We start from the raw sequence: 12,939 nt of genomic DNA on the forward strand, positions 1-12,939 counted from the left end.
CTACTTCTATATTAGTACGCCCGTGCGAACACTACTGTATGCTTGGCAGGTTTGCCACAGCACAAACATGTGGACTTTTGCTCGGTTGTTTTAAACGGTATATTACGGCTTGTAGCACCTGTCACTTCTTTAACTTTGTCTTCACATTCTTCAGATCCGCACCAGCCTGCCAAAGTAAAGCCGCGTTTTTCTTCCATGAGAGTCTTCATTTCATCCAGCGTATCGACGGAATAGAAGTTTTCTTCCATGAAGTTTTTCGCACGATCAAACATCTCCTGCTGTACCTGTGCGAGCATCGCGTGTACTTCCTCAACCAGATTATCCTGCTGCACGATTTTTTTCTCACCGCTGATGCGAGATACGAGCACACAGACACCGTTTTCCATATCACGAGGCCCGATTTCCAGACGAACCGGCACACCGCGCATTTCATATTCATTAAATTTCCAGCCTGGACTTACATCGCTGCGGTCGTCCATTTTAACACGCACTCCCGCTTGTTTCAACTCAGCAAATAGTTCATCTGCACGAGCGATAACGGCATCACGCTTCTTAGGTGGTCCAATTGGAACCATAATAACCTGCGTAGGCGCAACTTTAGGAGGCAATGCCAGACCACGGTCATCTCCATGGACCATAATCAGTGCACCGATCAAACGTGTACTTGTTCCCCATGAAGTCGTATGCGCGAATTCCAGGTTGTTTTCACGACTCAAATATTTAATGTCAAATGCAACGGCAAAATTAGTTCCCATATAGTGGGAGGTCCCAGCTTGTACCGCCCGTCCATCCTTCATCATCGCTTCCAGTGAAAATGTATCCTTCGCACCTGCAAACTTTTCAGAAGGTGTTTTCTGTCCAGTAATAACCGGAATAGCCAGAACTTCCTCAATAACCTCACGGTATACTTCCAGCATTTTCATCGTTTCTTCACGTGCTTCTTCTTCTGTTTCATGGGCCGTGTGACCTTCTTGCCACAAAAATTCACTTGTGCGCAAGAAAGGCAGCGTGCGTTTTTCCCAACGTACTACATTAGCCCATTGGTTAATAAGCACAGGCAGATCACGATAGGATTGAATCCATTTGGAGTACATATGACCAATCATGGTTTCCGAAGTCGGACGAATTGCAAGACGCTCTTCCAGCTTTTCCCCGCCAGCCTCGGTTACCCAAGGCAGTTCAGGATTAAACCCTTCAACATGCTCTTTTTCCTTTTGAAAAAAGCTTTCTGGAATGAACATTGGAAAATAGGCATTACGGTGACCTGTTTCTCTGAAGCGCACATCCATGGCTTCCTTGATATGCTCCCAGATTTCAAAACCATCGGGGCGGAATACAATACATCCGCGAACAGGGGAATAATCCATCAGTTCTGCTTTTTTAATAACATCAATATACCATCGGGAAAAATCTTCGCTCTGCGGCGTAATTTCCTCGACAAACTGTTTATCGTTCGACATAGAAATGCATGTCCTCCCATACAGACCGTTTTTATATAAGTCCGTCTCTAATTAACCATTAATTAAGCGTAAAATATCGTTATACGTGACCGCAATCATAAGCAGGAATAGCATAGCAAAACCAACGAAATGGACCATTCCTTCCCTGCTCGGATCGACGGGACGCCCTCTTACCGCCTCCACACCAAGGAAAACAAGTCTGCTTCCATCCAGCGCCGGAATAGGCAGTAAATTAAATATCCCCAGGTAAAGACTCATTATGGCAGTCCAATACGTCAACTGCTCAATCCCCTGCTTGGCAATTTGCCCCGTCACTTCAAAAGTACGTACCGGGCCTCCCAAGTCATTGATAGAAAATCGTTGAATGAGCTGGCTAAATCCTTGGAAAATAATATCGGTCGTTCTGACCATGGATTGTCCGGCAAATTTGAACGTTTCACCCACACCTGCTTGGCGTTTTGGAAGTTCAGGCACAATGCCCACCTTGCCACCCTTTTGTCCTTCCATTGCACGAGGTGTAATAGTAAGATCAAAGGTCTTATTATCACGGCGAACCGTCCACTTCATAGGCTTGTCTTGAGAATCCGCAATCAGTTTGATCATGTTTTCAACATTCGCACCAATGGCTATTCCATTCACCGATTCGATGATATCTCCCTTATGCAAATCAGCTTCAGCAGCAGGCATACCTGCTGTAATTTCACTAATTTGGACATAAGTCGGGTTGTCCACTTGTATGCCGACCATCTGAATATGCAGACCAAACAAAATAAAGGCAAGAATAAAATTCATCAGTGGTCCAGCAAAAATAGCCATCGCACGCTGTCCTACTGTTTTACTCCCATACTGCCGATCCTTGGGTGCAATCTGAATGGATTGACCTTTGGTTACCATCATCGCTTGCGGGTGTACAGTGTATCGCTGATCTTCGCCATCTACATCCAATTTTAAAGTTAGCGACTGTTCCAGATCAATATCCAACACTTCGCCGCGCACCACATTCTTGCGATTATCCAGTTGATCCAGATAGATGGTCTTCACGACGTCATCCGTTACACGTACAGCAATCGTTTGTCCGGTCTCAATTTCATTGACCTCCGGATCCTCTCCCGCCATGCGGGCAAAGCCACCGAACGGCAACAAACGCAACGTAAATCGCGTCTCGTTTCTTTTATAAGAAAACAGTTTCGGACCGAAACCGATCGCAAACTCCCGTACCAGAATCCCGGCGCGCTTGGCAAAATAATAATGCCCCCATTCATGCACCGTCACTATGACGAAAAACATGAGCACCGTCATCAACACTATTTGAATCGTTTCCAATCGTTTCCGTTCCCCTTTCAATGAGATCGAGTTTGTCTTCCTAGATTATCATTATTCTCCGATCCCGCACAAGAGAATCACATTTCGTTTCTAACCCAACATTAGCCTACAACCCCTCAGCTATGCTACGAGTCTCTCCGTCACATGCTTCAATTGCAGACAGATCAGGATTAGCCACATTGACATGCCGCTCCAGCACACGTTCAATAATAGCTTCAATATGCAGAAAAGAAATTTCTCCACGCAGGAAACGGGCAACAGCAATCTCATTAGCTGCATTAAATGCGGTCGGTGCTGTACCACCCATTTTACCACATTCGAAGGCAAGCCTTAAACAAGGAAAACGATTATAATCCATTTCCTTAAAATGGAGTCTGCCCACTTCAGCCAGTGACAACGGCTTCGCCGGGGACTTCATACGCTCAGGATAAGTCAATGCATATTGAATGGGTACTCTCATGTCCGGATTCCCAAGTTGAGCAACAATGCTTGTATCCTGAAACTCAACATAGGAATGAATAATGCTTTCCGGATGAAGCAACACATGAATCTGCTCATAATCAAGTCCGAATAGCCAATGCGCCTCAATGACTTCCAGCCCCTTGTTTACCATCGTTGCTGAATCAATTGTAATTTTGGCCCCCATTGACCAATTGGGATGCTTGAGTGCATCTTCCACTGTAACTTCACGCAACTGTTCTCTTGTCAAATCTCGAAAAGACCCCCCTGATGCTGTGAGAGTAATATGTGCCACATCTTTCATACGCTCACCATTCAAGCATTGGAAAATAGCTGAATGCTCACTGTCAATCGGCAGCAACGGCACTCCTTTCGCCCGAGCCCGCGCTGTGACCAGATGACCAGCAGTAACCAGTGTTTCCTTATTGGCCAAACCGATCTGTTTTCCAGCCTCAATCGCGGCCAGCGTGGAGTGCAATCCGACACTGCCCATTACAGCCGTCACAACCATATCCGCCTCTGTATTCGCAGCAAGCTCAACGAGTCCTTCATTTCCCCAATACAGTTCCATTCCCGAAGGCAGTAAAGGACGAATTTCATCCGCCAACTGCCGAGTACCCACAGACACTTTTTTGGGTTTATAAAGATGCGCCTGCTCAGCAAGTAACTTTATATTAGAACCACCTGCTAAAGCCTCAATAGTAAACTGATCCGGGTGCATGGACACTACATCCAGCGTTTGAGTTCCAATAGATCCGGTTGAACCAAGTACCGTAATTCTTTTCATGATGCACCTTCCTATCCTGAAAATCACTTTTATCCAGGAGCTCATTGATTGTTATTCAGGCAGCTATGCTACTGGTTCCAACCTTCTAGCAGCGCAGAGTGAGCAGCATAGAGATTAGCCTGAGCATAAACTGTAATCAATAGACTCATGGAAGCAGCATCAGCATATGTACAAATGGAAAAACGACAATCCAGCTGTCGCAGCGGTCTAGTATACCACCGTGCCCTGGCAGCAGATTACCGGAATCTTTGATGCCGTACACTCGTTTGTATGCAGATTGTACCAAATCACCCAGTTGTCCCACAACTGCACATGACAAACCGATGCCTATGGCTTTGTCCCATGGCAGCAGTCCACCTGAAAATCCAGCGAATACCAAAGCTATAACCAACGCTAAAACGATGCCACCAATAGATCCTTCGACCGTTTTGTTCGGACTGATCGCAGGCCATAATTTCGTCTTTCCTGCCATTTTGCCTACAAAATATGCCCCTGCATCACTTGCCCAAATACAAGCCAATAATAAAAATGTCCATAACAGTCCATGTTCCATATGACGTGATTCCGCAATATACGAAAATCCAAACCCTATATAAACGGTACCAAGAAATAATATAGCTACCGTTTGAATCGGGATTTTATTTTTTGTTCCTACCGTGATGATCATAAAAGCTATCATTACCAGCCAAAGCATACTGGCAAAGGGTAAGGGTGAGTGCAAACCAAAAGGTTCATACGGGAATACAAAAGCTAATATGCTTACGTATCCAAGTATTGCTGTACCTCCAAAAGGAGATACCTGCGTCATTCGTGCGAACTCATAAAATCCGATTAGGGCCATCGCCAATATAAGCAAATGGTAGGCCAAGCCGCCCCACAGGACCATCGCCAAAAAGAATATGCCTGCCAGAATACCGGTAATTAATCTCTGTCTCAACGGCTTTCATCCTCCATTTACTTCAGTCCGCCATACCGCCGTGTTCTTTGCTGATATTCGATCACTGCTTCGTATAAGTGTTCTTTCTTAAACTCAGGCCAATAAATATCAGTAAACCACAACTCACTGTAGGCAAGCTGCCAGAGCATAAAATTACTAAGTCTAAGCTCACCGCTTGTTCGAATCAGTAAATCAGGGTCTGGCATACCACTAGAAAGCAACGTATTACCGATCAGCTCAGATGTTATATCTTCCGTTTTAAGCTTCCCATCCGCAATTTGACGGCCCAATGTTTGCATGCATTCTGTGATTTCCAACCGACTTCCATAATTCAATGCAAAATTAAGAACAAGTCCGGTATTATTTTCAGTTCGTCGAGTCGCTTCAGTCAGCGCCTCAACGGTATGGGAAGGTAAATGTTCCTTATTTCCCATCATACGCACTTGCACATTTTTTTCAATCAGCTCATCTAGCTCAATAGCCAGAAATTCCTGCGGTAAGCGCATTAGAAAATCAACTTCGTCCTTTGGACGCGTCCAATTTTCAGTTGAAAATGCAAACAAAGTCAAATACTTAATACCCAGTTCATCCGCCGCAATTGCTGTGCGTTTCACTGCCTTCATTCCATTTTGGTGCCCTACAATCCGCGGCATTCCAATCCGTTTGGCCCATCTGCCGTTCCCATCCATGATGACAGCAACATGCTGCGGAATATTGTCTTTTGAAATGGCCGGTGTTTGCTGTTTTTGTTCCCCGTTCCACCAAGACCGAACCCGTTTGATCATTCCAGTTCCTCCAGCATTCTCTGAAAATGTGCCTCAGGCTTGAAAAGAGACAAACCCCACCGTAAGGGAGGGGCTGCCAATCTTTTAAACTTCCATAATTTCTTTTTCTTTTGCAGCTAAGACTTTATCCACTTCAGCGATAAATTTATCAGTTGTTTTCTGGATATCTTCCTGATGTTTGCGAGATTCGTCCTCGGAAATATCACTTTTCTCCAATTTTTTGATGTCATCATTGGCATCACGACGAATGTTACGAATAGCGATCTTCGCTTCTTCACCGTTCTTCTTCGTCAACTTCACCAAGTCAGTTCTGCGTTCCTCCGTCAAAGCAGGAATGCTCAGACGAATGGTGTTACCATCATTCGAAGGTGTCAAACCTAAATCGGATTTTTGTATAGCGCGCTCGATATCGGCCAAGGAAGATTTGTCCCAAGGCTGAATCATCAAGGTCCGGCTGTCAGGTGTATTGATATTCGCCAGCTGGTTGACTGGAGTCATTGCACCATAATACTCTACCTGTACACGGTCCAGTAAAGCTGGTGTCGCCCGTCCTGCACGCAAAGATGCAAGATCACGTTGCAATGCTTGGATTGCTTTTTGCATGCGTTCCTCAGCACTCTTTTTCACAGATTGTGGCATTAATTTACACTCCCTTTGACGATCGTACCAATTTTCTCACCCAGCACGACACGTTTAATGTTACCTTGCTCTGTAATAGCAAAGACAATCAACGGAATATTGTTATCCATGCACAACGAGGAAGCAGTAGAATCCATGACACCGAGGTTTTTGTTGAGCACATCCAAATACGTAAGCTGCTCATATTTCTCGGCTGTGCTATCTTTAAACGGATCAGCAGAATATACGCCATCCACTTTATTTTTAGCCATCAGAATCACTTCCGCTTCAATCTCAGCGGCACGTAGTGCAGCAGTAGTATCAGTCGAGAAGAACGGATTACCTGTACCTGCTGCAAAAATAACAACCCGACCTTTTTCCAAATGACGGATAGCTCTACGGCGAATGTAAGGTTCAGCAATCTGTTGCATCGCAATGGATGTTTGTACACGCGTAGGTACTTCAATCTGTTCCAAAGCATCCTGTAAGGCCAGTGAGTTCATCACCGTTGCCAGCATACCCATGTAATCTGCCGTGGCCCGGTCAATTCCGTTGGCACTTCCAGCAATACCACGCCAGATGTTACCGCCACCACACACGATAGCAACTTCTACTCCCAGTTCCACCACGTCTTTGACTTGTTCGGCAATGGACGCAATCGTATCCGCATCAATACCGTAACCGTTAGGACCTGACAGCGATTCACCACTAACTTTCAGGACAACACGCTTAAACACAGGTTTTTCCAAATGATCACCCTCCAATATCATTTATACTTTATGTAACAGGATAGGTGTCCTGTTGCAAGAAAAGGAACACTGATGTGTTCCATTTCCGTTTTTCCATATGCAATTACCGTTCGTTGGTAATTATTGTTTCACTTGAGACATAACTTCTTCGTAGAAGTTGTCTTCTTTTTTCTCCAGACCTTCACCCAGTTCAAAACGAACAAAGCGACGCAGGGAGATGTTTTCGCCAATTGTACTGATTTTTTCGTTGATAAGCGTGGAGATTGTTTTGTCTGGATCTTTGATGAAAGATTGCTCCAACAAACAGAACTCCTCATAGAACTTACCAATGCGGCCTTCAACCATTTTTTCAACGATTTTCTCTGGTTTACCTTCGTTCAGAGCTTGTGCTTTCAGGATTTCTTTTTCTTTTTCGATCTCTTCCTGTGGCACTTCTTCACGACGAACATAACGAGGGTTCGATGCAGCGATATGCATTGCAATGTCGCGTACAAAATCTCTGAACTGGTCTGTTTTAGCTACGAAGTCTGTTTCGCAGTTTACTTCTACCAGTACGCCGATACGGCCGCCAGCATGAATGTAGGATTCAACAACACCTTCAGTAGCAATACGACCTGCTTTGTTGGCTGCAGCTGCAAGTCCTTTTTCGCGCAGAACTTCAACCGCTTTTGTCAAATCACCGTTTGCTTCTTCAAGCGCTTTTTTACAATCCAGCATTCCTGCGCCTGTTTTTTCACGAAGCTCTTTTACTGCGCTAGCATTAACTGCCATATTATTTCCCTCCAAATTTGATTTTCAGTGGTATACCGTGCTTTATTCCTTAAAAAAAGGGTAGTGAGAGGTTATACACCTGCCAACCACCCTTTTCATTTAATTCATATAGGTATTTCCTAATGGAAATATTATGCTGTAGTTTCTTCGCCTTGGTTTGCTTCCATAACTGCATCAGCCATTTTACCTGTCAGCAATTTAACAGCGCGGATTGCGTCGTCATTACCTGGGATAACATAGTCGATTTCGTCTGGATCGCAGTTTGTATCAACGATACCTACGATTGGGATACCCAATTTGCGAGCTTCAGCAACGGCGATACGTTCTTTGCGTGGATCAATGATAAACAGAGCACTTGGAAGGCCCTTCATGTTTTTGATACCGCCCAAGAATTTTTCAAGACGATCTTTTTCTTTGCGAAGAATGATAACTTCTTTTTTAGGAAGAACTGCGAATGTACCGTCTTCTTCCCAAGCTTCCAGTTGTTTCAAACGGTCAATACGTTTTTGAATCGTTTGGAAGTTAGTCAGCGTACCACCCAACCAACGTTGGTTAATGTAGAATTGGCCAGCGCGTGCTGCTTCTTCTTTAACGGAATCTTGTGCTTGTTTCTTCGTGCCTACGAACAAAATTGTACCATTCTCAGCTGCAATGCTTTTTACGAAGTTGTAAGCTTCCTCAACCTTTTTCACTGTCTTTTGCAAGTCAATGATGTAAATACCGTTTCTTTCAGTGAAGATATAACGATCCATTTTCGGGTTCCAGCGACGTGTTTGGTGACCAAAGTGAACCCCAGCTTCCAAAAGCTGTTTCATGGAGATTACTGCCATCTTCACGCACCTCCTAAGTTTGGTTTTTTGTGTGTCCTCCGCCGACATCATTTTTCATAAAGACTTTCCATTGGAAAGCACCCTTTATAAAATTAACCGACGTGCGTTTTTAACACCGTCAATTAATATACCATAACACTTGCATCGTTGCAACCAACTTTTCGACAATAGTTGGAACAACACAAAATGTGACGTTTTACGCCTCTCATCGAACTTGTCAGCATGAATAAAAGCCGTCCACTTCCCGGTCTGGTCAGTTGGACGGCTTTTTCGTAATTTTAGTAATAATAGAACTGAAATCCTCACCTTTAGCAAACTGATAGGTACCGGTACGAATTTTGGTATTGATTTTTTGGGCCTTAGCTGCTGCCTCAAATGCATTAGCATCCGATACGACCCCTGCCCGTTGCAATCCTGATGCCACACTTCTCAAATTGCTTCCCGATGCAATGCTATACTGCACTTGTGGAGTGGCTGGCTGCTTGGGGATATTGGGAGTCGTTGTAGTGCCAGATCTTTGAGTTTGCGGCTTATTCGGACTTTGTGGAACCGATGCGCTGGTCAAAGGTTTAGAAGCAGCCGAGGATGTGCTGTTTGTAGGTGCCTTTGGTGTTGCCGGCGTTTGAGCTGGTTTAGCCTTTTGGGGTGCAACCGGAGTTTTATTACCTTCCTTGATCACCTTATTACGCCATTCCTCTTCTGTCATTTTCGGATCAGAGCTATCACTGATCTGAAGATTTAATTCGGCTGCTGCCTTTTCTAATTGCTCTCGCGTCATGTTTTTCAGGTCTGTGGAAGATTGCTGTGATTGTCCCTGACCGATCATTGCCAGTTGCAACAGCAATGCCCCCGTTATCAAACCAGTACCCATGCCTAGCATAAATGAACGGTTTTTGATCACGTTACATCCTCCCGCTCCGCGAGTTGCAATATAAGCTGTACTTCACCCCGTTGAATGCCTGATTGCTTGGCTATATAGTCCACCGACTTGCCTTGCTCATGCAGCGCAAACAACTCTTGATAACGATCACGGATGGACTCTGCTTCCTGCTCAGTTTCAGGGTCTTGTAATGCCGTCTGTTCCTCTATAGTTATGAGGGGAGCTTCTGAACCAGAGTAGCCTTCCTGCACAGAAATTCCAGGTTGCGGACTTTGAAATTGACCGTATGCAACCGCTGCCTGATGAGAAGTAGCTGTATGTTGTATTTCCTTAGATACAGGCTCGGTTTGCATAGAGACAGTAGCAAGCATAGCCTGGCGCTCAAGCTCCACGATACGGCTCCGAAGCTCAGCTACTTGTTCCTGTAATGCCACCTGCTTAACTGTATGCTCCTGCTTCATACCAGATACGAGCTCAATCAGCTCGTCATTGTCGTTTTCAATATCGGCCATATACTGCTCCAATGTGGCCTCGACCTTTTGAACGACGGCCTCTTCTGTTCCCTGGCCTGGCTGGCGCTTTGGCAGAAGCCAGGCGTAGACAACAGCTGCAGCGCCCAGCAGAACAATATAAATCCATGGTTGATCCACTGCCCATCGTCTCCTTTAATAACGCTTCTCCACCTGTCGGATCAGAGCGAAAAATCAATATGGTGTCCCTTGTACGGATGCTCTGCCGGATGCTCCTTAGACACCTCAGTCTCACCTGATTGGGAGCGGCTCTGCTGAGAAGAGTCTCTGCTCTGCCCTCCTGTTTGCCGCTCACCGACGAATGTTTCCGCAGACTGATCTACGGCACTGCTTCGCTGACGCATGTTCTCCGTCTCCAGCGCGGCCTTTTGTCCAAGCAATGCTTGATCATTCATCGGCCGCTGCTGGGACTCACTTTGGTATTTTCCTGCTTCGCTGGTGCGAGGTACGGCAATTTGCAATTCAACAGCCTTCAAGCTCATTGGATCACACCCTTTCCGATTGGGCATCCGTATCTGTCTTCCAAGGAATACAATATTGAATGTTGTTTATCAGTGTGCCAAATTACACGTAGGAGGACATGCTGATGTCTCCCTCATGATAATAAAATGCCATTCTTTCCACTGAATCTTTAATAAATTTTGTATATCTGCCGATAACTATTTTAGAGCCACCGTAAATCACATTTTTCACTTCTACCCGTGCGCGGCTTGTATCCTCTAATGTTCGTTCAATTTCAAGCATTCTGGACTTGGTTTCCAAAAGCTCCTGTTCATTAGATTTTTTAGTAGACGTCAGCTTGATTCGCATAGCCATTCTTTCAGGTGCAAGCTGTCCGGCAGCGGCAAGCTGATCCAATATGGTAAGAGCCTTATTCGTTTTATCCTGACTGTCTGTCTGCTGCTTCAAACGTGCGCGGAGTTCTGTCAGTTCATCGCGCAGTTCGGGAAGCACACCCACTTCGATAACAGTAGCTGTGGACATCGTATTACCGATGGTACGAGCCACTACCTTTTTACCAGCTTGTACACTGCCACCTACGATAAGCCCTTTGGTCCCCTCGCAGAGTACATTTACACTCGCTTTAATCTGGGAATGCATGATGCTCTGGGATACAAGTATATCGCCTCCGGCAATCACGTTACCATCTTGTATGAATGAGCATTTGACATTTTGTGCAGCTTTCACGTACCCCTTATGATATCCGATAATACCACCACTGATTTCTACTGAACCTTCCGCCTCAATTTCAGCGCCTTCCACACCACCGATGACACGAATGTCGCCAGCCGCCCGAACGCGAAAACCTGTCAAGACATTCCCACGAATGACGACGGTTCCAACAAAATCAATGTTACCGACACTATAATCGACGTCCCCGTTCACTTCATATACGGGAAACACATTAAGCTTGCCCTTTTCAGTCGTAGTCACCAATCCGTCAATAGCCGCATACATCGCAACACCTTCCGGATGGATCACTACATTTTTTCCAACTTTAAAACGCGCCTCTCTACCTGGAAGAAAAGGAATTTCCTCTCCGGTTACAGCAATCCCCGGTACACCCGGCAGAGGATCAACTCGTTCGGCAATCAGTTGTCCACGTTTTACATTTCTTAAACGAGTTAGTTCTTTATAATCCACCCGTCCATCCACGGTTTCAAGCGGCTTATGTGCATCTTCGCCAGTCACAATATCAGCCAGATTAATTTTCCCGTCTGTACCATGGATCGGCTGCTTTCCCTGAGCAATCAGTAATTTTCCGAAGAAATGATCTTCCGGACTTGCCGCAAATGCGCGAATTGCATCGGTCATTAAACCGTAGGATATTTTTTGGTTGCTTAGAAAACGCTCTAATTCTTCCACAGAACAGGCAAAGCCTTCTTCACGTTTGGCAAATTCCAAGTAGGCTGTTTGTTTGTCAGGTGAGACAACCACTTTTAAATACTGGTCCAAAGCATATTGCTTCTCCACAAGGGTGCTCCTTCCGTCTAACTGTTACTGTAACCTCCCGTACGTTAATCTTTACGCATTAGCAAATCCCGTTGTTTGTCCAATGTCGCTCTCAGACGTAATATTGCTTTGGAATGCAACTGTGAAATTCGCGATGGAGATAGCGACATGACCTCAGCGATTTCGCTGAGTGACAAATCCTCGTAATACAATAAAGAAACAACGATACGTTCTTTTTCAGTCAATTTATCAATGCCTTGTGCAAGGGCATCACGAAGTGTAAATTCATTGACCTTATGATCCGGATTTTTCGCCTTCTCGTCCACCAAAAGGGAAAGCCGTGTTTCCGATTCCTCTTCGCGGATCGGGTCCTCCAGTGAGACAATCGACATAACGGAGACTTCCTGGATCATATTTTGAAACTCTTTTTCAGAAACGTCCAAATAATGGCTCATCTCTTCGTCGCTTACCGTGCGTAAATATCTTTGTTCCAAATGCTGGTAGGCATCCTCGATTTTTTTTGCTTTTTCCCTAACTGAACGAGGAACCCAATCCCCTTGACGAAGACCATCTAAAATCGCTCCACGAACACGCCAAGAAGCATAGGTCTCAAACTGCAAACCACGCTCATAGTCAAATTTCTCTAAAGCGTCAATCAAACCCATAACGCCGTTACTCGCCAGATCATCCTTGGATACATTTTTAGGCAAGCCTACTGCAAGACGGCCTGACACATATTCCACAATATGGATATACTTTTCAATTAACTGTTTTTTTGCTTCCTTGTCACCGTGTTCTTTCCATTGTTCCCATAGTTCGGAATGGTTTAAATGAGCGGCTTTTCGCTCGTTCATCGG

General features: G+C 45.1%; 14 protein-coding genes. All 14 read right to left on the reverse strand.

What is annotated here, in order from left to right; genetic code table 11:
* Positions 1–11: 11 nt before the first annotated feature.
* On the reverse strand, positions 12–1,460 hold the full coding sequence (gene proS / locus C1T21_RS07980) for a proline--tRNA ligase (RefSeq protein WP_103047860.1): 1,449 nt from the start codon (positions 1,458–1,460) through the stop codon (positions 12–14).
* A 51-nt stretch (positions 1,461–1,511) separates the two neighbouring features.
* Entirely contained in the window at positions 1,512–2,783 is a 1,272-nt protein-coding gene (rseP, locus tag C1T21_RS07985) for an RIP metalloprotease RseP (protein WP_103047861.1), read from the reverse strand.
* A gap of 106 nt (positions 2,784–2,889) precedes the next feature.
* Positions 2,890–4,029 carry a 1-deoxy-D-xylulose-5-phosphate reductoisomerase gene (locus tag C1T21_RS07990; protein WP_103047862.1) on the reverse strand — a complete coding sequence of 380 codons (1,140 nt, stop codon included), beginning with the start codon at positions 4,027–4,029 and terminating at the stop codon, positions 2,890–2,892.
* Positions 4,030–4,174: 145 nt separating this feature from the next.
* Complete coding sequence (locus C1T21_RS07995) at positions 4,175–4,966, reverse strand: phosphatidate cytidylyltransferase (RefSeq protein WP_103047863.1); 792 nt, start codon at positions 4,964–4,966, stop codon at positions 4,175–4,177.
* 17 nt (positions 4,967–4,983) lie between these two features.
* On the reverse strand, positions 4,984–5,751 hold the full coding sequence (locus tag C1T21_RS08000) for an undecaprenyl pyrophosphate synthase (RefSeq protein WP_023988210.1): 768 nt from the start codon (positions 5,749–5,751) through the stop codon (positions 4,984–4,986).
* An 84-nt stretch (positions 5,752–5,835) separates the two neighbouring features.
* A complete protein-coding gene (gene frr, locus C1T21_RS08005; RefSeq protein WP_029517013.1) occupies positions 5,836–6,390 on the reverse strand; it encodes a ribosome recycling factor in 555 nt (184 codons plus the stop codon).
* Complete coding sequence (pyrH, locus tag C1T21_RS08010; RefSeq protein WP_013309918.1) at positions 6,390–7,118, reverse strand: UMP kinase; 729 nt, start codon at positions 7,116–7,118, stop codon at positions 6,390–6,392. Before pyrH ends, frr begins: the two co-directional genes overlap by 1 nt.
* 120 nt (positions 7,119–7,238) lie before the next feature.
* On the reverse strand, positions 7,239–7,889 hold the full coding sequence (gene tsf, locus C1T21_RS08015; RefSeq protein ID WP_013309917.1) for a translation elongation factor Ts: 651 nt from the start codon (positions 7,887–7,889) through the stop codon (positions 7,239–7,241).
* Positions 7,890–8,020: 131 nt separating this feature from the next.
* Positions 8,021–8,719, reverse strand: a complete 699-nt coding sequence (gene rpsB, locus C1T21_RS08020) for a 30S ribosomal protein S2 (RefSeq protein ID WP_013309916.1) — start codon at positions 8,717–8,719, stop codon at positions 8,021–8,023.
* A gap of 253 nt (positions 8,720–8,972) precedes the next feature.
* Positions 8,973–9,620 (reverse strand): endolytic transglycosylase MltG, encoded by a 648-nt coding sequence (locus tag C1T21_RS08025; protein WP_103047864.1) that lies wholly within the window; start codon positions 9,618–9,620, stop codon positions 8,973–8,975.
* A complete protein-coding gene (locus tag C1T21_RS08030; RefSeq protein WP_103047865.1) occupies positions 9,617–10,249 on the reverse strand; it encodes a hypothetical protein in 633 nt (210 codons plus the stop codon). Before C1T21_RS08030 ends, C1T21_RS08025 begins: the two co-directional genes overlap by 4 nt.
* A 41-nt stretch (positions 10,250–10,290) precedes the next feature.
* Positions 10,291–10,611: a hypothetical protein gene (locus tag C1T21_RS08035; RefSeq protein ID WP_103047866.1), complete on the reverse strand. Its 321-nt coding sequence runs from the start codon at positions 10,609–10,611 to the stop codon at positions 10,291–10,293.
* Positions 10,612–10,693: 82 nt separating this feature from the next.
* The gene (locus C1T21_RS08040) at positions 10,694–12,103 is read right to left on the reverse strand and encodes a flagellar assembly protein A (protein WP_103047867.1); all 1,410 of its coding nucleotides are present in this window, start codon (positions 12,101–12,103) and stop codon (positions 10,694–10,696) included.
* 44 nt (positions 12,104–12,147) lie between these two features.
* Entirely contained in the window at positions 12,148–12,936 is a 789-nt protein-coding gene (locus C1T21_RS08045) for a FliA/WhiG family RNA polymerase sigma factor (protein WP_103047868.1), read from the reverse strand.
* Positions 12,937–12,939: the final 3 nt, after the last annotated feature.

It is taken from the genome of Paenibacillus sp. F4, assembly GCF_002894905.1.
In the GTDB taxonomy this organism is placed as follows: Bacteria; Bacillota; Bacilli; order Paenibacillales; family Paenibacillaceae; genus Paenibacillus; species Paenibacillus polymyxa_B.

What these genes read in the sequence shown, in the direction of transcription:
- proS (WP_103047860.1), bottom strand. Translation starts at nt 1,460, where the DNA reads ATGTCGAACGATAAACAGTTTGTCGAGGAAATTACGCCGCAGAGCGAA.
- C1T21_RS07990 (WP_103047862.1), bottom strand. Translation starts at nt 4,029, where the DNA reads ATGAAAAGAATTACGGTACTTGGTTCAACCGGATCTATTGGAACTCAA.
- C1T21_RS08000 (WP_023988210.1), bottom strand. Translation starts at nt 5,751, where the DNA reads ATGATCAAACGGGTTCGGTCTTGGTGGAACGGGGAACAAAAACAGCAA.
- frr (WP_029517013.1), bottom strand. Translation starts at nt 6,390, where the DNA reads ATGCCACAATCTGTGAAAAAGAGTGCTGAGGAACGCATGCAAAAAGCA.
- tsf (WP_013309917.1), bottom strand. Translation starts at nt 7,889, where the DNA reads ATGGCAGTTAATGCTAGCGCAGTAAAAGAGCTTCGTGAAAAAACAGGC.
- rpsB (WP_013309916.1), bottom strand. Translation starts at nt 8,719, where the DNA reads ATGGCAGTAATCTCCATGAAACAGCTTTTGGAAGCTGGGGTTCACTTT.
- C1T21_RS08035 (WP_103047866.1), bottom strand. Translation starts at nt 10,611, where the DNA reads ATGAGCTTGAAGGCTGTTGAATTGCAAATTGCCGTACCTCGCACCAGC.
- C1T21_RS08045 (WP_103047868.1), bottom strand. Translation starts at nt 12,936, where the DNA reads ATGAACGAGCGAAAAGCCGCTCATTTAAACCATTCCGAACTATGGGAA.